Raw genomic sequence first — 23,425 nt, 5'->3', positions numbered from 1 at the left:
GGCGGAGCGCCGTGCTGCGCCCCGGCCCTCGGGGTCGCGTGTCGGCTGCGGGCCGTCGGTGGCCGATCGCGCAGTTCCCCGCGCCCCTACGGGGCACTGTGCGTGCCCCATCAGGGCGTGCACGGGGTGGCCGATCGCGCCCCTGACGGGGCGCTCACCCGTTGCTCGGGCCGCCGATCTGCAGGCCTGCCATGCGCTTCCACTCGTACGGGCCCGTGCGGACCTTCGCCGCCATCTCGCCGTCGAAGTCGTCCCGCAGCGTGAGCCCGGCCAGTTCGGCCGCCTCGTGCGCCGTCTCGTGCGTGCGGGCGACGAGGTTGCCCCACTGCCCGTCGGCCCCGACCAGGGCGATGCGGGTCGTGCCGCGGCCGATGTGCGCGAGCTGCCCCTCCGCGCTGCCGCCGTGCTGCTTGGCGAAGGCGGTGATCTGCCGGGCGAGCTTTGCTGCTGCCTTGTTGTCTGCCATGGCCAGGATGCTACCGACGAGTAGCCCCATACGGCGACGGGCGCTTCGGGTGGCCTTGGCCACCCGAAGCGCCCGTCGTCAGGACGTTGCGGTGCGTGTCAGCGCAGGAAGGGGTCGATGGCCACGGCCGTGAACAGCAGCGACACGTACGTGATCGACCAGTGGAACAGGCGCATCTCCTTGAGCTTGGGCCCGGTGATGCCTGCCTTGGCGCGCGCCTGCAGCGCGTGCGCCTCCTTCAGCCACAGCGCGCCGCAGACCACGGCGACGAGCGTGTAGAACCAGCCGGTGTAGCCCAGGGGCGTGAGCAGCAGCGACACGCCGACCATCACCCAGCTGTAGAGGACGATCTGCTTGGCCACGGCCTTGTTGCCCGCGACGACCGGCAGCATCGGCACGCCGACGCGCTCGTAGTCGTCCTTGACCTTCATCGACAGCGGCCAGTAGTGCGGCGGCGTCCAGAAGAAGATGACCAGGAAGAGGATCAGGGAGGCCCAGGAGACCTCATTCTTCACCGCGGACCAGCCGATGATCACCGGCAGGCAGCCGGCGATGCCGCCCCAGACGATGTTCTGGGCCGTACGCCGCTTGAGGATCATCGTGTAGACGATGACGTAGAACGCATTGGCGCCGAGCGAGAGCATCGCCGACAGGGGGTTGACCAGATACCAGAACCACACCGTCGAGCCGACGGTCAGCGCGGTGGCGAAGACCAGGCACTCACGGGGGGAGACCATGCCGGTGACGAGCGGACGCTGGGACGTGCGGTCCATCATCGCGTCGATGTCCCGGTCGATGTACATGTTGTACGCCCCGGCACCGCCTGCGGAGAGGTAGCCGCCGATGCAGGTGGCCAGGACCAGCCACAGGTCGGGCACGCCCTGGGCCGCCAGGAACATCACCGGCACCGTCGTCATCAGCAGCAGCTCGATGACGCGCGGCTTCGTCAGCGCCACGAAGCCCTTGACCCGGGCACCCAACGGCCGGTGAGCGGGGTGCTCGTCGACGAGCACCCCTGCAGGACGGGATTCGACGGCCGTCACGCACACCCCTGACAGAGATAAGGCCAGCAAGCGCGTCCGGGCCTGAATCCCGGGTAAAGGCTTGCGCGTACTACGCCACTCTAGACGCAGGGGGTAGCACGGCCTTCGCCGGGGTGGGTCGTGTTTCCCCCGGTGCCCGGCCGGAACAGCCGCCCTCGACAGGCGCGCGGGCGCTGCGCCCGGCAGGCTGGAGAGGAGGACCCGCCGTGCCCCGCGGCGGGAATGATTCACATCAGGATGAGGTTGCCCCGGTCGGCGATCGAATGGTCGAGGATCCCGGTGATGACCCGGCGGTCCGTACCGATCACATGAGAGCCGTCCGACACGTTTGACACGTCTCAAATGAGTGCCGGTGAGCCCGACTGTACGTCGAAAAGATGCGCGTCCAGGCGGGGGTAGGCTCGGGTCCGCCGCGTCGTGGCGGAACATACCGCCCCCGGCAGATTGATCATGTGGAGAGGAGCCCTGATCCGAGGGTGAGCATGAAGCCGACCACCACAGACCTCGAATGGACCGAACTGGACCAGAGGGCCGTCGATACCGCCCGTGTCCTGGCGATGGACTCCGTGCAGAAGGTCGGCAACGGCCATCCCGGCACGGCGATGTCCCTGGCGCCCGCGGCCTACCTGCTGTTCCAGAAGCTGATGCGCCACGACCCCAGTGACGCCGACTGGGCCGGTCGCGACCGGTTCGTCCTCTCCCCGGGCCACACCAGCCTGACCCTGTACATCCAGCTGTTCATGGCCGGGTACGGCCTGGAGCTGGCGGACCTCAAGGCGTTCCGCACCTGGGACAGCAAGACCCCGGGCCACCCGGAGCACGGTCACACCCGTGGCGTGGAGACCACCACCGGCCCGCTGGGCCAGGGCATCGCCAACGCCGTGGGCATGGCGATGGCCGCCCGCTACGAGCGCGGTCTGTTCGACCCGGAGGCGCCGCAGGGCGAGTCCCCGTTCGACCACACCGTCTGGGCGATCGTCTCCGACGGCGACCTGGAGGAGGGCATCTCGGCCGAGGCGTCCTCGCTCGCCGGCCACCAGAAGCTCGGCAACCTGATCGCGCTGTACGACGACAACCACATCTCGATCGAGGGCGACACCGAGACGGCCTTCTCCGAGGACGTCCTCAAGCGCTACGAGGCCTACGGCTGGCACGTCCAGCGCATCGAGCAGGCCGCCAACGGCGACTTCGACGTCCAGGCGCTGTACGCGGCGTTCCAGGCGGCCAAGGCCGAGACCGAGCGGCCCTCCATCATCGCCGCCCGTACGATCATCGCCTGGCCGGCCCCCAACGCCCAGAACACCGAGGCCTCCCACGGCTCGGCGCTGGGCGAGGCCGAGGTCGCCGCGACCAAGCGCGTCATGGGCTTCGACCCCGAGCAGCACTTCCAGGTCGAGGACGAGGTCTTCCGGCACGTCCGCAAGGCCGCCGACCGCGGCCGCGAGGCCCATGCGACCTGGGACAAGCAGCTGCAGAAGTGGCGCGAGTCCAACCCGGAGCGCGCCGCGGAGTTCGACCGCATCGCCGCCGGCGAGCTCCCGGACGGCTGGGAGAAGGCGATCCCCGTCTTCCCGGCCGGCAAGGACGTCGCCACCCGCAAGGCCTCCGGTGAGGTCCTCAAGGCGCTCGGCGGCGTGCTGCCCGAGCTGTGGGGCGGCTCCGCCGACCTCGCCGGCTCGAACAACACCACGATCGACCCGTCGTCGTCCTTCCTCCCGGTGGGCAACCCGCTGCCGGAGGCGAACCCGTACGGGCGCACGATCCACTTCGGCATCCGCGAGCACGCCATGGGCTCGACCATGAACGGCATCGCGCTGCACGGCAACACCCGCGTCTACGGCGGCACCTTCCTGGTGTTCTCCGACTACATGCGCCCGGCCGTGCGTCTGGCCGCGCTGATGAAGCTGCCGGTCACCTACGTGTGGACGCACGACTCCATCGGCCTGGGCGAGGACGGCCCGACCCACCAGCCGGTCGAGCACATGGCCGCGCTGCGGGCGATCCCGGGCCTGAACATGGTCCGCCCGGCCGACGCCAACGAGACGGCGATCGCCTGGCGCGAGATCATGAAGCGCCACGTCGCCAAGCCGGCCCCGCACGGCCTGGCCCTCACCCGCCAGAACGTGCCGACCTACGAGCCCAACGAGGGCGTGGCCAAGGGCGGCTACGTGCTGCTGGAGGCCGAGGGCGGCCGCCCGCAGGTCATCCTGATCGCCACCGGCTCCGAGGTGCAGCTGGCCGTCGAGGCCCGCGAGACCCTGCAGGCCGAGGGCGTGCCGACCCGCGTGGTGTCGATGCCGTCCGTCGAGTGGTTCGAGGAGCAGGACCAGGCGTACCGGGACGGCGTGCTGCTGCCGGACGTCAAGGCCCGCGTCGCCGTGGAGGCCGGTGTGGGTCTGACCTGGTACCGCTACGTCGGTGACGCCGGCCGCATCGTCTCGCTGGAGCACTTCGGCGCCTCCGCCGACTACAAGGTGCTCTACCGCGAGTTCGGCCTGACCCCCGAGGCCGTGGTCGAGGCCGCCCGCGAGTCGATCGCCGACGCCGCCCGCCGCTGACGCTTCGTACACACACCTGCTAGGAGATGCAGATCCCATGACAGACGCACTCAAGCGCCTCTCCGACGAAGGCGTCGCGATCTGGCTGGACGACCTGTCCCGCAAGCGCATCACGTCCGGCAACCTGGCCGAGCTCATCGACCAGAGCCACGTGGTGGGCGTGACGACCAACCCGTCGATCTTCCAGAAGGCGATCTCCAGCGGCGACGGCTACGAGCAGCAGCTCGCCGACCTCGCCGCCCGTGAGGTCACCGTCGAAGAGGCCATCCGCATGATCACCACGGCGGACGTCCGCGACGCCGCCGACATCCTGCGCCCGGTCTTCGACGCCACCGGCGGCCGTGACGGCCGGGTCTCCATCGAGGTCGACCCGCGCCTGGCGCACAAGACCCGCGCCACCGTGGCCGAGGCCAAGCAGCTGGCCTGGCTGGTGGACCGGCCCAACACCCTGATCAAGATCCCCGCGACGAAGGCGGGCCTGCCGGCCATCGCCGAGACCATCGGGCTGGGCATCAGCGTCAACGTCACGCTGATCTTCTCGCTCGAGCGCTACCGCGCGGTGATGGACGCCTACCTGACCGGTCTGGAGAAGGCCAAGGCCGCCGGCCTGGACCTGTCGCTGATCCACTCGGTCGCGTCCTTCTTCGTCTCCCGCGTGGACACCGAGATCGACAAGCGCCTGGACGCGCTGGGCACGGACGAGGCCAAGGAGCTGCGCGGCAAGGCCGCCCTGGCCAACGCCCGTCTGGCCTACCAGGCGTACGAGGAGGTGTTCTCCTCCGACCGCTGGGCCGAGCTGGAGAAGGCCGGCGCCAACAAGCAGCGTCCGCTGTGGGCCTCGACCGGTGTGAAGGACCCGGCCTACAAGGACACGCTGTACGTCGACGACCTGGTCGCCCCCAACACGGTCAACACCATGCCGGAGGCCACGCTGCAGGCCACCGCCGACCACGGGCAGATCACGGGTGACACGGTGCGCGGCACGTACGAGCAGGCCAAGGCCGAGCTCGACGCGCTGGCCCGCCTGGGCGTCTCGTACGACGAGGTCGTCCAGCTCCTGGAGGACGAGGGCGTCGACAAGTTCGAGCAGTCCTGGAACGACCTTCTGAAGTCCACCGAGGCGGAGCTCAAGCGCCTGGCACCGGAGGCATGAATTGAGCAGCAGCAATCCGCTGCGTGACGCTCTGGACCGACGGCTCCCGCGCATCGCGGGGCCGTCGGGCCTGGTCATCTTTGGCGTCACGGGTGATTTGTCACGTAAAAAGCTGATGCCGGCCGTTTATGACCTGGCCAACCGCGGCCTTCTCCCGCCGGGCTTCTCCCTCATCGGCTTCGCCCGCCGGCAGTGGGAGGACGAGGACTTCGCCCAGGTCGTCTACGAGGCCGTCAAGCAGCACGCCCGCACCCCCTTCCGCGAGGAGGTCTGGCAGCAGCTGGTGCAGGGCTGCCGGTTCGTCCAGGGCGACTTCGACGACGACACGGCCTTCGAGACCCTCAAGGCGACCATAGAGGAGCTGGACGCGGCCCAGGGCACGGGCGGCAACTTCGCCTTCTACCTCTCCGTGCCGCCGAAGTTCTTCCCGACGGTCGTCCAGCAGCTCAAGAAGCACGGCCTGGCCGAGCAGCAGGAGGGCGCCTGGCGGCGCGCCGTCATCGAGAAGCCCTTCGGCCACGACCTGGCCAGCGCCCAGGAGCTCAACCGGATCGTCCACGACGTCTTCCCCGCCGAGTCGGTCTTCCGCATCGACCACTACCTCGGCAAGGAGACGGTCCAGAACATCCTGGCCCTGCGCTTCGCCAACACCCTCTTCGAGCCGATCTGGAACCGGTCCTACGTCGACCACGTGCAGATCACCATGGCCGAGGACATCGGCATCGGCGGCCGCGCCGGCTACTACGACGGCATCGGCGCCGCCCGCGACGTCATCCAGAACCACCTGCTGCAGCTGCTGGCGCTCACCGCGATGGAGGAGCCCGTCTCCTTCGACGCCGATGCGGTGGCCGCCGAGAAGACCAAGGTGCTCAGCGCCGTCCGGCTGCCGAAGGACCTGGGCAAGGAGACCGTGCGCGGGCAGTACACGCACGGCTGGCAGGGCGGCGAGGAGGTCGTCGGCTACCTGGAGGAGGAGGGCACCGACCCGAACTCCAAGACCGACACCTACGCCGCGATCAAGCTGGACATCGACAACCGCCGCTGGGCGGGCGTCCCCTTCTACCTGCGCACCGGCAAGCGGCTGGGCCGCCGCGTCACCGAGATCGCGGTCGTCTTCCAGCGCGCCCCCTACTCCCCCTTCGACCAGACCGCCACCGAGGAACTGGGGCAGAACGCCCTGGTGATCCGGGTGCAGCCGGACGAGGGCGTCACCGTGCGCTTCGGCTCGAAGGTGCCGGGCACCCAGATGGAGGTCCGGGACGTCTCGATGGACTTCGCCTACGGCGAGTCCTTCACCGAGTCGAGCCCCGAGGCGTACGAGCGGCTGATCCTCGACGTCCTGCTCGGCGAGTCCAACCTCTTCCCGCGCCTGAAGGAGGTCGAGCTCTCCTGGCAGATCCTCGACCCCATCGAGCAGTACTGGGAGAAGAACGGCAGGCCCGCGCAGTACCCGGCCGGCACCTGGGGGCCGGTCGAGGCGGACGAGATGCTCGCACGAGACGGACGGAGCTGGCGTCGGCCATGAAGATCGACCTTACGGACACCACGGCCAGCAAGATCAACAATGCGCTGGTCCAGGGCCGCCGCGCCATCGGCACCCCGGCCAGCGGCATGGTCCTCACCCTGGTCATCGTCACCGACGAGGAGCACGCCTACGACGCGCTCAAGGCCGCCAACGAGGCGTCCCGCGAGCACCCCTCGCGCAAGCTCGTCGTCATCAAGCGGATCAGCCGCTCGCCCCGCGACCGCGCCCAGGCCCGCCTGGACGCCGAGGTCCGCGTGGGCGGCGACGCCGGCGCCGGCGAGACGGTGGTGCTGCGGCTGTACGGCGAGGTCATAGACCACGCCCAGTCCGTGGTGCTGCCCCTGCTGCTGCCCGACGCCCCCGTCGTCGTCTGGTGGCCGGTGGGCTCCCCCGCCAACCCCGCCAAGGACCCCCTCGGCGCGCTCGGCCAGCGCCGGGTCACCGACGCCTACACCGCCGAGGACCCCGTCGCCGAGCTCGCCACCCGCGCCGCCACCTACACGCCCGGCGACACCGACCTGGCCTGGACCCGCATCACGCCGTGGCGCTCGGTCCTGGCCGCCGCACTCGACCAGCAGCCCGGTATCGAGATCACCGCGGCCGAGGTCGAGGGCGAGGCGTACAACCCCAGCGGCGAACTGCTGGCCATGTGGCTGGCCGACCGTCTCGGGGTGACCGCCCGGCGCACCGTCTCCGAGGGGCCCGGCCTGACCGCCGTGCGCATGGAGACCAAGGACGGCGTCATCACCCTCGACCGCGCCGACGGCTCCCTGGCCAAGCTCACCATGCGCGGCCAGCCCGACCGGTCGGTCGCGCTCAAGCGCCGCGACACCGCCGACCTCCTCGCGGAGGAACTGCGCCGGCTCGACCCGGACCTCATCTACGAGTCCGCGGTCAAGTACGGCGTCGAGGCCCTGGGCGAACCGCTGCCCGCCGCGACCCCCGCCGGGGGCGGCGGCGAACCGGCCACCCCGGAGCAGCCGGCCGAGCCGGCCGAAGCCGCCGAGGCGGCCGAGACGGCGGAACCGGCGGCGAAGAAGCCGGCCAGGAAGCGGGCGGGCAAGTGAGCACGCCGCAGATCGTCGTCCACCACGACAAGGAGCTGATGGCCAAGGCCGCGGCGGCCCGGCTGATCACGAAGATCGTGGACGCCCAGGCCGCCCGCGGCTACGCCTCCGTCGTCCTGACCGGCGGGCGCAACGGCAACGCGCTCCTTACGGCCCTCGCCGACGCGCCCGCCCGGGACGCGGTCGACTGGTCCCGGCTCGACCTGTGGTGGGGCGACGAGCGCTTCCTGCCCGAGGGCGACCCCGAGCGCAACGACACCCAGGCGCGCGAGGCCCTCCTCGACCGGGTCGGCCTCGACCCGGCCCGGGTGCACTTCATGCCGGCCCCGGACGGCACGCACGAGGACGCCGACGCGGCGGCCGAGGCGTACGCGGCCGAACTGGCCGCCGCGGCCCGGCCGGAGGACCACGGCCCCGTACCGGCGTTCGACGTCCTGCTGCTGGGCGTCGGCCCCGACACGCACGTGGCCTCCCTCTTCCCGGAACACCCGGGCGTGCGGGAGACCGAGCGCACGGTCGTGGGCGTCCACGGCTCGCCCAAGCCCCCGCCCGTACGCGTCTCCCTGACGCTCCCGGCGATCCGGGCCGCGCGGGAGGTCTGGCTGCTGGCGGCCGGCGAGGACAAGGCGGGGGCCGTTGCACTGGCGCTGAGCGGTGCGGGTGAGATCCAGGCGCCGGCGGCCGGTGCACGCGGCACGCGCCGCACGCTGTGGCTGCTGGACCAGGCCGCGGCGGCGCAGCTGCCGCGAAGCCTGTACCCTCCGGCGTCGCCGTAGCAGGGAGGGGCCCCACCCCGCCCTTTCACCGTTTCCCGGGGGCTCCGCCCCACGGACCCCCGGGCCGCGCGGCGCGCGGTGTCCTCAAACGCCGGACGGGCTGACTTGCGTCAGCCCGTCCGGCGTTTGAGGAAAGCGGGGGTATCAGGGGGCGCAGCCCCCTGATAAACGGTGAAAGGGCGGGGTGGGGTCCCTTCCCGCGTCAGCGGCCCCGCACCGTGCGGTACCGGGCGACCAGGCTCGCCGTCGACGCGTCGAGCCCCGCGACCTCCGTGCCCTCCGTCAGCGCCGGCTCGACCCGCTTCGCGAGGACCTTGCCCAGCTCGACCCCCCACTGGTCGAAGGAGTCGATGTTCCAGATCGCCCCCTGCACGAACACCTTGTGCTCGTACAGTGCGATCAGCTGCCCCAGCACCGACGGGCTGAGCTCGTTCGCCAGGATCGTCGTCGTCGGGTGGTTGCCCCGGAACGTCTTGTGCGGCACCAGTGCGGCCGGTACGCCCTCCGCCTCGACCTCCTCGGCCGTCTTGCCGAAGGCGAGCGCCTGACCCTGGGCGAAGAGGTTGGCCATCAGCAGGTCGTGCTGGGCGGCGAGCCGCGGCTCCAGTTCCTCGACGGGCCGGGCGAAGCCCAGCAGGTCGGCGGGGATGAGTTCGGTGCCCTGGTGGATCAACTGGTAGTACGCGTGCTGCCCGTTGGTGCCGGGCGTGCCCCACACCACCGGCCCGGTCTGCCAGGTGACGGGCGTTCCGTCGCGGTCGACGGACTTGCCGTTGGACTCCATGTCGAGCTGCTGCAGGTAGGCCGGGAACTTCGACAGGTAGTGGCTGTAGGGCAGCACCGCGTGCGACTGCGCGCCGTGGAAGTTGCCGTACCAGATGCCGAGCAGGCCCAGCAGGACGGGGGCGTTCTCCTCGAAGGGCGCGGTGCGGAAGTGCTCGTCGACGAGGTGGAAGCCGGCCAGCATCTCGCGGAAGCGGTCGGGGCCGATGGCGATCATCAGGGAGAGGCCGATGGCGGAGTCGAAGGAGTAGCGGCCGCCGACCCAGTCCCAGAACTCGAACATGTTGGCGGTGTCGATGCCGAACTCGGCGACCTTCTCGGCGTTCGTCGACAGGGCGACGAAGTGCTTGGCCACCGCGTCCTCGCCGGCGCCCAGCCGGTCGAGCAGCCAGTTGCGTGCGGAGGTGGCGTTGGTGATGGTCTCGATCGTGGTGAAGGTCTTGGAGGCCACGATGAACAGCGTCTCGGCGGCGTCCAGGTCGCGCACGGCCTCGTGCAGGTCCGCACCGTCGACGTTGCTGACGAAACGGAAGGTGAGGTCGCGGTGGGTGTAGGGGCGCAGTGCCTCGTACGCCATGGCCGGGCCGAGGTCGGAGCCGCCGATGCCGATGTTGACGATGTTGCGGATGCGCTTGCCGGTGTGACCCTTCCAATCACCCGAAAGGATGCGGTCGGTGAAGACCTGCATCTTGCGCAGCACGGCGTGCACGGCGGGGACGACGTTCTCCCCGTCGACCTCGACGACGGCGGACTCGGGGGCGCGCAGGGCGGTGTGGAGCACCGCGCGGCCCTCGGTGGTGTTGATCTTCTCGCCGCGGAACATCGCGTCGCGCAGGCCGGCCACGTCCATCGCGGCGGCCAGCTCGCGCAGCAGGGTGAGGGTCTCGTCGGTGACGAGGTGCTTGGAGTAGTCGAGGTACAGGTCGCCGACGGAGAGGGCGTACCTCTCGGCGCGTCGCGGATCGTCCGCGAACAGCTGACGCAGGTGCACCTCCCCCAGCTCGGCGCGGTGCTTGGCCAGTGCCTGCCACTCGCGGGTGCGGTCCGGCCTGGTGCGGCCCTGTGCGTTCATCTCGGACATCAGCCCACTTCTACTCGGTTGGTCCCCGCCGTTTCCAACCTAATTGATCTGCCGTCGATTCCTCGCACGTGCACCGCGCAGCACGGTGCACCGCGCAGCGCACAGCACAGCGGCCCGGTCGCACACCGTATGGGTGTGCGACCGGGCCGCTGTGCGTCCGTCCGGGTGGGTCGGCCTCAGATCTCCCCGCGCAGCTTGGCGAGGGCCTCGGCGAGGATGGCCTCGCCGTCGGCGTCGCTGCGCCGCTCGCGGACGTAGGCCAGATGGGTCTTGTAGGGCTCGGTGCGCGGCGGGTCCGGCGGGTTGTCCCGGTCCTGTCCGGCGGGGAAGCCACAGCGGGGGCAGTCCCAGGTGTCGGGCACCTGGGCGTCGCTGGCGAAGCTGGGCTGCGTCTCGTGCCCGTTCGAGCACCAGAAGGAGATGCGCAGGCGCGGTGCGGATTCGCCCCGCTCGGCCTCGCCCATCGGCCCCGCCCCGACCCGGCTTCCTCGGATCGCGTTGCCACTTGCCACGGTCGTAACTCCCTGCGTGATGGTGCCGCGGAGCCAGGTGGTCGGCTCCGCTGCGGGCGCCTCAGTCTACGTAAGGCCCAACGCGCGTCCAGTGGCAGGAGTTACAGCCCGGCCACGAAGAACGCAGCCCCATCATAGGCCGCGGTTGCGACGACGCGTCAGCTGTCGAGCTTCATCAGGACGCCGAGCGCGATGATGCACGCGAACCACAGCAGACCGATCACGATGGTGATCCGGTCGAGGTTCCGCTCGGCGACCGAGGATCCGCCGACGGAGGACTGCATGCCGCCACCGAACATGTCGGACAGGCCGCCGCCCTTCCCCTTGTGCATGAGCACCAGCATCATCAGCAGCACGCTGAAGACGATGAGGGCGATCGAGAACCCGATGACCACGGCTGGACCAACTCTCTCGGACTGACTGAATGGAAAGTGCTGCGGGGCCGGCGGCCGGCATTCGTGCCGGTCCCGGCCCCGACAGGGTACGACGGGGAGCACCCGTCGTCATAGCCGCTACTGATCGCCGAAGCGGACGATCTTGACGAATTCCTCGGCGTCCAGCGAGGCGCCGCCGATCAGGGCGCCGTCCACGTCGGGCTGGGCCATGATCGCGGCGATGTTGCCGGACTTGACCGAGCCGCCGTACTGGATGCGGACCTTGTCGGCCAGCTCCTGGTCGTAGAGCTCGGCCAAGCGGCCGCGGATGGCCCCGCAGACCTCCTGGGCGTCCTCGGGCGTGGCGACCTCGCCGGTGCCGATGGCCCACACCGGCTCGTAGGCGATGACGACCGTGGCGGCCTGCTCGGCTGGGACGTCCTTCAGGCCGCCGTCGACCTGGGCGAGGGTGTGGGCGACCTGGTTGCCGGCCTTGCGGACGTCCAGGCCCTCGCCGACGCACAGGATCGGGGTCAGGCCGTGCCGGAAGGCGGCCTTGACCTTGGCGTTGCAGATCTCGTCGGTCTCGCCGTGGTACTGGCGGCGCTCGGAGTGCCCGACGGTGACGAAGGTGCACTTGAGCTTGGCGAGCATGGCGCCGGAGATCTCGCCGGTGTAGGCGCCGGAGTCCTGCGCCGAGATGTCCTGGGCGCCGTACTTGATCTGCAGCTTGTCGCCGTCCACCAGCGTCTGCACCGAGCGCAGGTCGGTGAAGGGCGGCAGGACGGCGACCTCGACGCGGTCGTAGTCCTTGTCGGCGAGGGAGAAGGCGAGCTTCTGGACGTGGGCGATGGCCTCGAGGTGGTTGAGGTTCATCTTCCAGTTGCCCGCCATCAGCGGGGTGCGTGCGGTCACGGTGGTTCAGTCCTCCAGTGCGGCGAGGCCGGGGAGCGTCTTGCCCTCGAGGTACTCGAGGCTGGCGCCGCCGCCGGTCGAGATGTGGCCGAAAGCGTTCTCGTCGAAGCCCAGGATGCGCACGGCCGCGGCGGAGTCGCCGCCGCCGACGACGGTGAAGCCGTCCGTGTCCACCAGGGCCTGGGCGACGGCCTTCGTACCGTTCGCGAAGTCGGGGTGCTCGAAGACGCCCATCGGGCCGTTCCAGAAGACGGTGCCGGCGTCGGCGAGCTTGGACGCGTACAGCTCACGCGTCTTCGGGCCGATGTCCAGGCCCTCCTTGTCGGCCGGGATGGCGTCGCTGGCGACGACCTCGTAGTCGGCCGGGGTCTTGCCCTTCAGGTCCGGGAACTCGGCCGAGACCAGGACGTCGACGGGCAGGACGAACTCCACGCCCCGCTTCTCCGCCTCCGCCAGGTACTCCAGGCACTTCGCCTTCTGGTCCTCCTGCAGCAGCGAGATGCCGACCTCGTGGCCCTTGGCGGCCAGGAAGGTGTACGACATGCCGCCGCCGATGAGGATGCGGTCGGCCTTCTTCAGCAGGTTGTCGATGACGCCCAGCTTGTCGGAGACCTTGGCGCCGCCCAGGACGACCACGTACGGGCGCTGCACCTCCTCGGTGAGCTTCTTCAGCACGCCGACCTCGGTGGCGATCAGGCCACCGGCCGCGTGCGGCAGGCGCGCGGGGAGGTCGAAGACCGAGGCGTGCCCCCGGTGCACGGCGCCGAAGCCGTCGCCGACGTAGAGGTCGGCGAGCGAGGCGAGGGCGTCGGCGAAGGCGCCGCGCTCGGCGTCGTCCTTGCTGGTCTCGCCCGCGTTGAACCGCAGGTTCTCCAGCAGCGTGACCTCGCCGTTGCCGAGACCGGCAACGGTGGCCTTCGCGCTGTCACCCACGGTGTCGGTGGCGAATGCGACGGGGCGGTTCAGGATCTCGCCGAGCCGGCCGGCGACCGGGGCCAGGGAGAACGCGGGGTCCGGGGCGCCCTTGGGACGGCCCAGGTGGGAGGCGACGATCACCTTGGCGCCGGCCTCGGCCAGCTTGGCGATCGTCGGCGCGACGGCGCGGATGCGACCGTCGTCGGTGATGACGGTGCCCTCCAGGGGCACGTTCAGGTCGGCGCGGACGAAGACTCGCTTGCCTTCGACTCCGTCCCGGATGAGATCGTCGATCGTCTTCATGCAGTGACTCCGTGACTTCGGTAAGGAACAGCCATGGAACGGGGCCCGGACGACGCGTCATCGCGTCGTACGAGCCCCGTCCTTACCATCTCGGCGCCTGAGGGGTCAGGCGGAGATCAGAGCTGGCCGCCGACGAAGACGGTGAGGTCCACCAGGCGGTTGGAGTAACCCCACTCGTTGTCGTACCAGCCGATGATCTTGACCTGCTTGCCCTGTGCCATCGTCAGCGAGGCGTCGAAGGTGCAGGAGGCCGGCCAGTTGACGATGTCCGCGGAGACGATCGGGTCCTCGGTGTACTCGAGGATGCCCTTCAGCTGGCCCTCTGCGGCCTTCTGGAAGGCGGTGTTGATCTCGTCCTTGGTGACCTCGCGCTCCAGCTCGACGACCAGGTCGGTCACGGAGCCGGTGGGGACCGGGACGCGCATGGCCATGCCGTCCAGCTTGCCCTTGAGCTGCGGCAGGACCAGGGCGGTGGCCTTGGCGGCACCGGTCGAGGTCGGGATGATGTTCTCCGCGGCGGCGCGGGCGCGGCGCAGGTCCTTGTGCGGGAAGTCGAGGATGCGCTGGTCGTTGGTGTACGCGTGGACCGTCGTCATCAGGCCCTTGACGATGCCGAAGCTCTCGTCCAGCACCTTCGCCATCGGCGCCACGCAGTTGGTGGTGCAGGAGGCGTTGGAGATGACGTGGTGGTTGGCCGCGTCGTACTTGTCCTGGTTGACGCCCATCACGATGGTGATGTCCTCGTTGGAGGCGGGCGCGGAGATCAGGACCTTCTTGGCACCGGCGGCGAGGTGCTTGGCGGCGTCCTCGCGCTTGGTGAAGATGCCGGTGGACTCGATGACGATGTCGGCACCGAGCTCGCCCCAGGGCAGGGCGGCCGGGTCCCGCTCGGCCATCGTCTTGAAGGTCATGTTGCCGACGGTGATCGTGTCGTCGGTGTGGCTGACCTCGTGCTTGAGACGACCCAGGATGGAGTCGTACTTCAGCAGGTGCACCAGGGTGGCGTTGTCGGTCAGGTCGTTGACACCGACGATCTCGATGTCCGCACCCTGCTCCAGGAGCGCACGGAAGTAGTTACGACCGATACGGCCAAAGCCGTTGATGCCTACGCGGATCGTCACGAACCGATCTCCTCGTTGGTGTGCCGGGCTGGCCCCGGCGGCTGTATGGGATGTCCCCGACCACCACCGACCCTACCTCCAAGAAGGGAGGTACGTGACATTGGCCGCGCGGGCCCGTCCGACCCCCTCGCAGGTGAAAGAGGGCCTGCTCAGGTGGGCGGAACAAGGGGTTCATCCACCGATCGCGCGCAGGGCTCCGCCGGTCAGCGCAGCCCTCTCGCGGGGGTCCGCGACATGCTCCAGACCGAAGCCGAACAGCACCGTGTCGCGCGTCGTGACGGCCGCCGCGGACGGCACCGGCACCGCCTTTGCATCACGCTGCGTGACGACCGCGGGGGTGTAGGAGCCGGCCGCGGCACTGCGGAACTGCGGGAAGGTCTCCGGCGGCAGCTGCTCGGACAGCGGGCTGAAGGCACCGGCCCAGGCGAGCGGTCCGAGGTGCGCCGTGGTGCCCGCGAGCTCACCCGCACCGGTGAAACGGCCTGGCCGGGCCTGCGCGGTGTGCGAGCCGGCCCCCAGGTAGAAGCGGGCGAAGTCGTCGCTCTCCACACCGGCGACCCGGGTGCTGCTGCCCGCCCGGACGCCCGCGGTGATCAGCTTGCCGCCCTCGTTGAGGAAGTCGCGCACGGCCAGCAGGGTGGCCCCGTCGGGGCGGCCGGTGGCGTACCACAGGACGGTGTCGTAGTGGCCGAGGACGCCCAGCGCGGGCGGCGCGCCCTGGGTGGCGACGTCCCACACGGCCGCCTCGCGTCCGTTGTCGGCGAGCGCCTTCACGTACGTGGCGGTGTTGCGGGCCGCGGAGGTGCCGCCCTCGTCGGCGACGACCAGGGTGTCGGCGCGCGGCGCGGTGCGGGCCACGGTGAAGGTGAAGGGCTCGGCGGCCGCGGACCCGCCCTTGTGGGTACGGCCGGTGAACCACACGGTGACCTTCGCGCCCGGACGGGCGCCCTCGACGGTGGCGCGGTACTCGTCGAAGCGGATGTTGTCCTCACCACCGTAGCGGTCGCCGCCGTTCCAGGCGCGCAGCGGGGCGCTGCGCACGGGGCCGCCGTCGACGCGGTAGTTCAGGCGCGTGTCGGTCAGGCTCTTGCGGGCGGTGACGGCGACGGTCTGCCGGCCGTCGTGGGCGTAGGACGTGGTGAAGGCGTGCGGGGTGAAGTCGGGGGCGGCCAGGCCGACCGGGGAGGAGGGCCGGTCGGGGTGGGTGGCGCTCTCGGCGACGGCGAGGGCGAAGGGGAGGTTCTTGGTGAACTCCCGCTGGATCAGCTTCTCGTCGTCGGGGAAGTTGAACACCGACGGGCAGTCCTTGGGGTTCCAGCGGCCGGTGGTGTCGGCCTTCGAGGCGGTCGCGCAGGTCGACATCTCGGGGGTGAACATCATCGTGCCGTTGACGTTCGCCGCGTGGCCGTCGGCCTCGCCGTTGGTGGTGTAGAGCTCGGAGGACAGCTGCGGGTGGTATCCGGGGATCGCGGAGTTCCCCGGGGTGCCGGCCAGGGCCCGGTAGGCGACGTCGTCGGGGGTGGGGGTGGCCTCCTGCCAGCCGACGCCGTAGAGCAGCAGTTCGGCCGCGGAGTGGTAGTTGACGGCGTAGACGAAGTCGTGGCGCTTTTCGAAGGCGTCCAGTGCGCGGGTCTCGGGCTCGGAGGCCGGGGCCGGGCCCCGGTAGGTCTCGGAGGCCGGGCGCGGGGAGGAACCGTCGTTGTCGTAGCCCCACTTGTAAGGGAAGTTGCGGTTGAGGTCGACGCCGTCGCCGGGGGCGATCTTCCCGTCGCCGTCGTTGTCGCGCAGGTTCTTGCGCCACAGGCGGGTGGCGGGACCCTGGAAGGTGTAGTCGTAGCCGTCGGGGTTGGCGGACAGCAGGAACCACAGTTCGGTGCGATCGACGATGCGGGTGACGCGGGCGTCCTTGCCGTAGCGGTCGAGGACGTGGTGCAGCAGCCGCCGGTTGGTCTCCGGGGTGATCCACTCCCGGGCGTGCTGGTTGGACATGTACAGCACGGCGGGCCGGGCGCCGTCGGGGGTGCGGCCGGCGTCCTTGGAGACCTTGACGGCGAGGATGTCCTGGCCGCGCACCGTCCTGCCGATGCTGACGACCTTGGTGAGGGCCGGGTGGGCGCGGGCGGTGTCCCGGATCTCCTGCTGCAGGCCGTTCTTCCCGCTGTACGGGCGGAAGACGCCGTCCCCTTGCGCCGTCAGGCGCTTGCGGGCGGCGTCGGAGGTGCGCTTCTCCTTGACGCCGATGCCCTGCTGCCTCAGCTCGCGGGCCTGGGACGGGGTGAGGTAGAGCTCGACGGCCTTCGTCCCCCCGTCGGGGACGCGCTCGCCCAGCTCGTGGCCGTCGACGCCGGCGCGCAGCAGCAGCGGGACCTGTGCGGCGGTGACGTCGGCGGTCCACACCGCCAGGTTCCCGGCCGGGGTCTCGGCGGCCGCGCCGGGTGCGGCGCTGCGGGCGTGGGCCGAGGGTGTTGCCGTGAGGCCGCCGAATAACAGCGCGGCCACGGTGACGACCGTTCCGGTCGTGCGTCTCATGTGCCCCCCTTGTCGTTGTGGGCCACTGGGATTCGGGGGTCAGGCTCTTGGCGGTCTCATGATCATGTCAACGACGCCTTTTGCGCCCCTCCCCCGGTCCTCCGCGCACAACGCGACGCCCCCGTCACCACGGGGGTGACGGGGGCGCCCTACGGCGGTGCGATCAGCCGACCATGCCCTCGGCCATCTCCTCGGTCAGCTCGGCCAGGTTCGACTCGGTGCCGGGGATGCCCAGGTCCTGGGCGCGCTTGTCGGCCATGGCCAGCAGGCGGCGGATGCGGCCGGCGACGGCGTCCTTGGTCAGCGGCGGGTCGGCCAGGGCGCCCAGCTCCTCCAGGGAGGCCTGCTTGTGCTCCATGCGCAGCCGGCCCGCGGCGGCGAGGTGCTCGGGCACCTCCTCGCCGAGGATCTCCAGCGCACGCTGCACCCGGGCGCCCGCGGCCACGGCGGCCCGGGCCGAGCGGCGCAGGTTGGCGTCGTCGAAGTTGGCCAGGCGGTTGGCGGTCGCCCGCACCTCGCGGCGCATCCGCCGCTCCTCCCAGGCCAGCACCGACTCGTGCGCACCCAGGCGCGTCAGCAGGGCGCCGATCGCGTCACCGTCCCGGACGACGACACGGTCCACCCCGCGCACCTCGCGGGCCTTCGCGGCGATCTGCAGTCTGCGGGCCGCGCCGACCAGCGCCAGGGCCGCCTCCGGCCCGGGGCAGGTGACCTCCAGCGAGGAGGAGCGGCCCGGCTCGGTCAGCGAGCCGTGGGCCAGGAAGGCACCCCGCCAGGCCGCCTCCGCGTCGCAGGTGGCGCCGGAGACGACCTGCGGCGGCAGCCCGCGGATCGGCCGGCCGCGGCCGTCGACCAGGCCGGTCTGGCGGGCCAGCTGGTCACCGCCCGCCACCACCCGCACCACGTACCGGCTGCCCCGCCTCAGGCCGCCGGGTGCCATCACCACCAGGTCGGAGGAGTGCCCGAAGATCTCCAGGATGTCCTTGCGCAGCCGCCGGGCCGCGATCCCGGTGTCCAGCTCCGCCTCGATCACGATGCGGCCGCTGACCAGGTGCAGGCCGCCGGCGAAGCGCAGGATCGCCGAGACCTCCGCTTTCCGGCAGCAGGTGCGGGTGACGGGGAGCCGGGAGATCTCGTCCTTCACCGCAGCCGTCATCGCCATGGGCCGATCCTTCCATGCATCCGAAAAATACGGTCGTACGCGGCGGCCAACAGCTCCGGGTCGTGCGTCTGGCAGCTGTCGGGCGAGGCGACCGGCGCCAGCTCGACCGCAGCCCCGAGCCGCTTGGCGGCCTCGCCGAGGCTGTCCCGATCGGGCACGGCGGCCTCGTCGGCCAGCACCACGTCCAGGGCGAGTTTAGGGGCGTGTCGGGCCAAAACCTCCAAATGACGCTGCGGGGAGAAGCCATCGGTTTCGCCGGGTTGCGGCGCGAGGTTCAGCGAGAGCACCCGCCGGGCCCGGGTCTCCTGCAGCGCCTGCAGCAGCTCGGGCACCAGCAGGTGCGGGATCACCGAGGAGAACCAGGAGCCGGGACCGAGCACCACCCAGTCGGCGTCCAGCACGGCCTCCACCGCCTCCGGCACGGCCGGCGGGTCCTCCGGGACCAGGTGCACCGACTGCACCTCGCCCGGGGTCAGCGCCACGGTGGCCTGCCCGCACACGGTGGTGACCGCGTCGGGATCGGCCGGGTCGTGGCCGCGCACCAGCGCCTGCAGCTCCAGCGGGACGGCGGACATCGGCAGCACCCGGCCGTGCGCGCCCAGCAGCTTGCCGACCAGGTCCAGCGCCTGCACGTGGTCGCCCAGCTGCTCCCACAGGGCCACGATGAGCAGGTTGCCCACGGCGTGGCCGTGCAGCTCGCCCTCGCTGACGAAGCGGTGCTGGATCACCCGGGCCCAGGTCTGGCCCCAGTCGTCGTCCCCGCACAGGGCCGCCAGGGCCTTGCGCAGGTCGCCGGGGGGCAGCACGCCGAGCTCGTCGCGCAGCCGGCCGCTGGAGCCGCCGTCGTCGGCGACGGTCACCACAGCCGTCAGGTCGCCGGTGATGCGCCGCAGCGCGGCCAGCGAGGCCGACAGCCCGTGGCCGCCGCCCAGGGCGACGACCTTGGGCTGCGCGCCGCGGACGGGCCGGCGGTGGGCCCGCTGCCCGTCGCCGCGCGGCCGGCCCGCCACCAGGCGGCCGACGCGGCGCATGCGGAAGCTGCGTCCGGTCACTCGCGCCCCATGTCCCGGTGCACGACGACGGTCTCCACGCCCTCGGAGACCAGGCGGTGGGCGAGCTTCTCGGACATGGCGACCGAGCGGTGCTTGCCGCCGGTGCAGCCGACCGCGATGGTCACGTACCGCTTGCCCTCGCGGCGGTAGCCGGCGGCGATGAGCTGCAGCAGCTCGGTGTAGCGGTCGAGGAACTCCTTGGCGCCGGGCTGGTTGAAGACGTAGCCCGAGACCTCCTCGTTCAGGCCGGTGAAGGGCCGCAGCTCCGGGACCCAGTGCGGGTTGGGCAGGAAGCGGCAGTCGACGACGAGGTCGGCGTCGACGGGCAGACCGTACTTGTAGCCGAAGGACATGACGGTGGCCCGCAGCTCCGGCTCCTCCTCGCCCGCGAACTGGGCGTCCATCTTCGCCCGCAGCTCGTGGACGTTGAGGCTGGAGGTGTCGATGACCAGGTCGGCGTCCCCGCGCAGCTCGCGCAGCAGGTCGCGCTCGGCGGCGATGCCGTCGACGATGCGGCCCGAGCCCTGCAGCGGGTGCGGGCGGCGCACCGACTCGAAGCGGCGCACCAGGGCGTCGTCGGACGCCTCCAGGAAGATCACCCGCCGCTTGACCTTCTTGGCCGCCAGGTCCGCCAGCGACTCCCGCAGGTTGTCGAAGAAGCCGCGGCCGCGCACGTCCACGACCACGGCGATGCGCGCCACGTTGCCCTGGGAGCGGGCGCCGAGGTCCACCATGGTGGGGATCAGGGCGGGGGGCAGGTTGTCCACGACGAACCAGCCCAGGTCCTCCAGACACTTGGCGGCGGTGCTGCGGCCCGCCCCCGACATGCCGGAGATGATCACCAGCTCGGGGATGCCCGTCGTCTCCGCGGCCGTGTCCGCCGTCGTGCCCGTACTCACCGTTGCTCCGTCCCGCTCTGTTGCGTTCATGCTGCCTTCCCCCGTGTCCGCGGACGGCGCCCCCGCGCCGTCTCCTCTTCCATACTGCTGCTTCTCCGGGCTCCGGGCCCGGAGGGCAGGAGGTCCATCATTCCTCCGCGTCGTCGATGATCTCGCCGGTCGCCGTGTTGACGGCGGGTGCGGCGGGCGCCGCCGCGGCGAGCGTCGCGACGATGGTCTCGGCCGTCTTGCGGCCGATGCCCGGCGCCTCGCAGATCTGCTCGACCGTCGCGGCGCGCAGCCGCTTGAGGGAACCGAAGTGCTTCAGCAGTGCCTGCTTGCGGGTGCTGCCCAGGCCCGGCACCGCATCCAGGGGCCCGGCCTTCATGCTCTTGCCGCGCTTGCTGCGCTGGTAGGAGATCGCGAAACGGTGCGCCTCGTCGCGCACGCGCTGCAGCAGGTACAGCCCCTCGCTGGTGCGCGGCAGGACGACCGGGTCGTCCTCGCCGGGCAACCAGACCTCCTCCAGGCGCTTGGCCAGGCCGCAGACGGCCACATCGGTGACGCCGAGCTCCTCCAGCGCCCGGTGCGCCGCCATGACCTGCGGCTTGCCTCCGTCGACCACGACCAGCTGCGGCGGGTAGGCGAAGCGCTTGGGCCTGCCCTCGTCCGTCTCCGCCGGGACCTCGCCGTCGCCCTCCTCCGTCCACTCCCCCGTCTTCAGCTTCTCCTGCAGATAGCGACGGAAGCGCCGGGAGACGACCTCGTGCATGGACCGGACGTCGTCCTGGCCCTCGAAGGTTCTGATCTGGAAGCGGCGGTACTCGCTCTTGCGCGCCAGGCCGTCCTCGAAGACGACCATGGACGCCACCACGTCCTGCCCCTGCAGGTGGGAGATGTCGAAGCACTCGATGCGCAGGGGCGCGGAGTCCAGGGCGAGCGCCTCGGCGATCTCCTCCAGGGCCCGCGAGCGGGTGGTCAGGTCGGAGGCGCGCCTGGTCTTGTGCAGCACCAGCGCCTGCTGGGCGTTGCGCTGGACCGTGGCCATCAGGTCCTTCTTGTCGCCGCGCTGCGGGATGCGCAGGTCGACCCGGGAGCCGCGGCGCTCGCCCAGCCACTGGACGACCGGTTCGAGCGGGTCGGGCAGGGCGGGGACGAGGACCTCCTTGGGCACGGCGTCGCCGCTCTCCTCGCCGTACAGCTGCTGCAGGGCGTGCTCGACGAGACCGGCGGTGTCGACGGCCTCGACCTTGTCGGTGACCCAGCCGCGCTGGCCGCGCACGCGCCCACCGCGGACGTGGAAGATCTGCACGGCCGCTTCGAGCTCGTCCTCGGCGACCGCGATCAGGTCGGCGTCGGTGGCGTCGGCCAGGACGACGGCGTTCTTCTCCATGGCGCGCTTGAGCGCCTCTATGTCGTCGCGGAGCCTTGCCGCCCTCTCGTACTCCATGTCCTCGGCGGCATCGTGCATCTGCCGTTCCAAACGGCGGATGTACGCACCGGTACGGCCGGCCATGAAGTCGCAGAACTCCTCGGCCAGTTCGCGGTGCTCCTCGGGGCTGACACGGCCGACGCACGGAGCGGAGCACTTGCCGATGTAGCCGAGCAGGCAGGGGCGGCCGATCTGGTGGGAGCGCTTGAAGACGCCCGCGGAGCAGGTGCGGACGGGGAAGACCCGCAGCATCAGGTCGACGGTCTCGCGGATGGCCCAGGCGTGGGCGTAGGGGCCGAAGTAGCGCACGCCCTTCTTCTTGGGTCCGCGCATGACCTGGACCCGGGGGAACTCCTCGTTCAACGTGACGGCGAGCGAGGGATAGCTCTTGTCGTCGCGGTACTTCACGTTGAAGCGCGGGTCGTACTCCTTGATCCAGGAGTACTCCAGCTGGAGCGCCTCGACCTCGGTGGAGACCACCGTCCACTCCACGGAGGCCGCCGTGGTGACCATGGTGCGGGTGCGCGGGTGCAGGCCGGCGAGGTCCTGGAAGTACGACGAGAGGCGCTGGCGCAGGCTCTTCGCCTTCCCGACGTAGATCACCCGGCCGTGCTCGTCGCGGAACCTGTAGACCCCGGGCGAGTCGGGGATCTGTCCCGGCTTGGGTCGGTAGCTGCTGGGGTCGGCCATGCCACAACCCTACTTGCGGGCAGTGACAATCCGGGGCCCGGTCGGCCGCGGCGGCGGGGGACGGGTTCCGGCCCCGGCGGCCGGTGCCGCCGGGGCCGGAGGGCGACCGGAGCGGAACGTGGGGGGTGCTCCCGCCCGGCCCGCACGGCCGGGCGGGAGTCCGTCTCCGGTCAGCGGCGCCGCAGTCGCCCGCGGGCCGCCAGCGCGGCGAGTCCCAGGGCGGCGGCAGCACCCGCCCCGCCGGCCAGTACGGCCGGCGCCGGGGACCCTTGATCCTGCTGCGCCGCCGCCGTGGCCGGCCCGGCGGCGCCCGGTGCGGCGGCCTGCCCGCCGCCGGCCAGTCCGCGCCGGTCGTAGGCCGAGCCGGGCAGCTGGTCGCCGTACGCCCGGTGGACGCGGGCGCGGTAGGCGTCGACGGTGGTGCCGCGGGCGCCGATCGCGTGCTCGGCGTCCGGATCGAGCGGCAGGACGCGGTCGCCGCGCTGGACGTACCAGGCGTCGATCTGCGGTTCGCGGAAGACCGTGCCGCCCGCGAGCCTGCGCGCGCCCTCGGCGGCGTAGCGCGTCTCGTCGTCGCCGGTGGCGATGTTGACGACCTTCCAGCTGCCGCTCTTCCCGTTCATGTCCTTGGCGGTGAGGTCGGCCGGGACCGTCCACACCGACGCCTTGCGTCCGTCGGCCGAGACGGCCGCGCTCGCGAGGAACTCCAGCCGGGCGAGGGGCGCACCCTCCTTGCCCGCCACGAAGTCGGGCGACAACGTGTAGACGGGCACGGTCGCGCCGTCGATCCGGGGCTGCGCGTCCTGCCGGGCGGCGGTCCCGCGGCCTGCGCCGCGGGCTCCGTCGTGGGCACCGGAGTGGGCTCCGTCGCCGGCGAAGAAGCGCGCGAGCGTCTCCAGCGTCGCGGGGGCCTCGGCCGCCCGGTGGGCGGCGGTGACCGAGTCCGCGGGCGGTGCGAGGGGGGCGGCCGGTGCCGGGGCGGCGTGGGCGAGGGGCGCGAGGCCCAGTACCACGGCGGTCAGGGCGCCGGCGGCGGCCGTACGGGCCGCGGTGCGTGCGGTGGTGCGTGCGGTGGGGTGCGGCATCGCCC

18 protein-coding genes and 1 pseudogene are annotated in these 23,425 nt (G+C 71.3%); 5 read left to right on the top strand and 14 right to left on the bottom strand.

The window, feature by feature from the left end:
• Nucleotides 1-154 precede the first annotated feature (154 nt).
• Together AB0K17_RS20480 and AB0K17_RS20475 are read right to left on the bottom strand one after the other, a co-directional pair.
• On the bottom strand, nt 155-466 hold the full coding sequence (locus tag AB0K17_RS20480; RefSeq protein ID WP_365964833.1) for a hypothetical protein: 312 nt from the start codon (nt 464-466) through the stop codon (nt 155-157).
• Between the two features lie 98 nt (nt 467-564).
• Nucleotides 565-1,509 carry a heme o synthase gene (locus AB0K17_RS20475; RefSeq protein ID WP_365964834.1) on the bottom strand — a complete coding sequence of 315 codons (945 nt, stop codon included), beginning with the start codon at nt 1,507-1,509 and terminating at the stop codon, nt 565-567.
• Between the two features lie 476 nt (nt 1,510-1,985).
• Between AB0K17_RS20475 and tkt the strand changes: the two genes are divergently transcribed.
• The 5 genes from tkt to pgl are packed head-to-tail and all read left to right on the top strand — an operon-like array spanning nt 1,986 to nt 8,588.
• Entirely contained in the window at nt 1,986-4,067 is a 2,082-nt protein-coding gene (gene tkt / locus AB0K17_RS20470) for a transketolase (RefSeq protein WP_365983751.1), read from the top strand.
• A gap of 37 nt (nt 4,068-4,104) precedes the next feature.
• A complete protein-coding gene (gene tal / locus AB0K17_RS20465; RefSeq protein ID WP_365983750.1) occupies nt 4,105-5,220 on the top strand; it encodes a transaldolase in 1,116 nt (371 codons plus the stop codon).
• Between the two features lies 1 nt (nt 5,221).
• Nucleotides 5,222-6,745 carry a glucose-6-phosphate dehydrogenase gene (zwf, locus tag AB0K17_RS20460; RefSeq protein WP_365964837.1) on the top strand — a complete coding sequence of 508 codons (1,524 nt, stop codon included), beginning with the start codon at nt 5,222-5,224 and terminating at the stop codon, nt 6,743-6,745.
• Nucleotides 6,742-7,812: a glucose-6-phosphate dehydrogenase assembly protein OpcA gene (gene opcA, locus AB0K17_RS20455; protein ID WP_365983749.1), complete on the top strand. Its 1,071-nt coding sequence runs from the start codon at nt 6,742-6,744 to the stop codon at nt 7,810-7,812. The genes zwf and opcA overlap by 4 nt, the downstream gene beginning before the upstream one ends.
• On the top strand, nt 7,809-8,588 hold the full coding sequence (gene pgl, locus AB0K17_RS20450; RefSeq protein WP_365964839.1) for a 6-phosphogluconolactonase: 780 nt from the start codon (nt 7,809-7,811) through the stop codon (nt 8,586-8,588). Before opcA ends, pgl begins: the two co-directional genes overlap by 4 nt.
• 202 nt (nt 8,589-8,790) lie before the next feature.
• Here the strand turns inward: pgl and pgi are convergent, their stop codons facing one another.
• The 12 genes and pseudogenes from pgi to AB0K17_RS20390 all read right to left on the bottom strand — a co-directional run bounded on the left by pgi (nt 8,791) and on the right by AB0K17_RS20390 (nt 23,420).
• Nucleotides 8,791-10,443, bottom strand: coding sequence for a glucose-6-phosphate isomerase (gene pgi, locus AB0K17_RS20445; protein ID WP_365964936.1), 1,653 nt, complete (start codon nt 10,441-10,443; stop codon nt 8,791-8,793).
• Between the two features lie 185 nt (nt 10,444-10,628).
• Complete coding sequence (locus AB0K17_RS20440) at nt 10,629-10,964, bottom strand: RNA polymerase-binding protein RbpA (protein WP_003957010.1); 336 nt, start codon at nt 10,962-10,964, stop codon at nt 10,629-10,631.
• Between the two features lie 158 nt (nt 10,965-11,122).
• Nucleotides 11,123-11,359 carry a preprotein translocase subunit SecG gene (gene secG, locus AB0K17_RS20435; RefSeq protein ID WP_344437026.1) on the bottom strand — a complete coding sequence of 79 codons (237 nt, stop codon included), beginning with the start codon at nt 11,357-11,359 and terminating at the stop codon, nt 11,123-11,125.
• Nucleotides 11,360-11,476: 117 nt separating this feature from the next.
• Complete coding sequence (gene tpiA, locus AB0K17_RS20430; protein ID WP_365964840.1) at nt 11,477-12,253, bottom strand: triose-phosphate isomerase; 777 nt, start codon at nt 12,251-12,253, stop codon at nt 11,477-11,479.
• 6 nt (nt 12,254-12,259) lie between these two features.
• Nucleotides 12,260-13,471 carry a phosphoglycerate kinase gene (locus AB0K17_RS20425; RefSeq protein WP_365964841.1) on the bottom strand — a complete coding sequence of 404 codons (1,212 nt, stop codon included), beginning with the start codon at nt 13,469-13,471 and terminating at the stop codon, nt 12,260-12,262.
• Nucleotides 13,472-13,587: 116 nt separating this feature from the next.
• Entirely contained in the window at nt 13,588-14,592 is a 1,005-nt protein-coding gene (gene gap / locus AB0K17_RS20420) for a type I glyceraldehyde-3-phosphate dehydrogenase (protein WP_344437031.1), read from the bottom strand.
• A 339-nt stretch (nt 14,593-14,931) separates the two neighbouring features.
• Nucleotides 14,932-17,121 (bottom strand): annotated as a pseudogene (locus AB0K17_RS20415) (M14 family metallopeptidase); the annotation flags it as partial.
• Between the two features lie 163 nt (nt 17,122-17,284).
• Complete coding sequence (gene whiA / locus AB0K17_RS20410) at nt 17,285-18,283, bottom strand: DNA-binding protein WhiA (RefSeq protein ID WP_344437033.1); 999 nt, start codon at nt 18,281-18,283, stop codon at nt 17,285-17,287.
• Nucleotides 18,274-19,335: a uridine diphosphate-N-acetylglucosamine-binding protein YvcK gene (yvcK, locus tag AB0K17_RS20405; RefSeq protein ID WP_365964842.1), complete on the bottom strand. Its 1,062-nt coding sequence runs from the start codon at nt 19,333-19,335 to the stop codon at nt 18,274-18,276. The genes whiA and yvcK overlap by 10 nt, the downstream gene beginning before the upstream one ends.
• Nucleotides 19,332-20,264, bottom strand: coding sequence for an RNase adapter RapZ (rapZ, locus tag AB0K17_RS20400; RefSeq protein ID WP_344437036.1), 933 nt, complete (start codon nt 20,262-20,264; stop codon nt 19,332-19,334). The genes yvcK and rapZ overlap by 4 nt, the downstream gene beginning before the upstream one ends.
• A 97-nt stretch (nt 20,265-20,361) precedes the next feature.
• Nucleotides 20,362-22,335, bottom strand: coding sequence for an excinuclease ABC subunit UvrC (gene uvrC / locus AB0K17_RS20395; RefSeq protein WP_365964843.1), 1,974 nt, complete (start codon nt 22,333-22,335; stop codon nt 20,362-20,364).
• A 170-nt stretch (nt 22,336-22,505) separates the two neighbouring features.
• Complete coding sequence (locus AB0K17_RS20390; RefSeq protein ID WP_365983748.1) at nt 22,506-23,420, bottom strand: hypothetical protein; 915 nt, start codon at nt 23,418-23,420, stop codon at nt 22,506-22,508.
• Nucleotides 23,421-23,425: the final 5 nt, after the last annotated feature.

It is taken from the genome of Streptomyces sp. NPDC049585, assembly GCF_040675615.1.
Classification (GTDB): Bacteria; Actinomycetota; Actinomycetes; order Streptomycetales; family Streptomycetaceae; genus Streptomyces; species Streptomyces luteosporeus.
This window is presented reverse-complemented; position numbering and strand designations above follow the sequence as displayed.